Below are 429 nucleotides of genomic sequence, written 5' to 3'. Positions count from 1 at the left end.
ACTCTGGAGAGTCAATCCAACTAATTAATTGTTAAAAATCCGCTCGTTCAAACTTACGAAGTTTAATTATCATAAAAGGTTTCCTCCTTATACATACCGTTACCAGGTAATGTTTCTTACGCACAAATATATTGGTATAATCCATAAAGTCAAAACGCTTATTTTACAGTGTTTTAATAATGCATCGACCACAAGATATACATTTTATGTAAGTTGGATAAGTGCAACGTTACCAGGTAACATTAACTTTTTGGAAGTGCTCCACTGTTGGAAATGGGTCATAAAAATGATGCAACTGTTTCTTCCATTCCTGATACTCTTCTGATTGGCGAAAACCAATTTCGTGATCCTCTATCGTTTCCCATTTTACCAACAACAAATATTTCCCTTTCACTTCCATACAACGTTGCAATTCATGATTTATATACC

At 34.0% G+C, this 429-nt stretch carries 1 protein-coding gene; it reads right to left on the bottom strand.

The window, feature by feature from the left end:
- Positions 1 to 229: 229 nt before the first annotated feature.
- Positions 230 to 429, bottom strand: a 200-nt coding sequence (locus AOA60_RS33280; RefSeq protein ID WP_099583259.1) for an antibiotic biosynthesis monooxygenase, incomplete at its 5' end; no start/stop codon positions are given.

Origin of the sequence: Pseudomonas sp. 2822-17, assembly GCF_002742485.1 — a bacterium.
In the GTDB taxonomy this organism is placed as follows: domain Bacteria; phylum Pseudomonadota; class Gammaproteobacteria; order Pseudomonadales; family Pseudomonadaceae; genus Aquipseudomonas; species Aquipseudomonas cyclaminis.
This window is presented reverse-complemented; position numbering and strand designations above follow the sequence as displayed.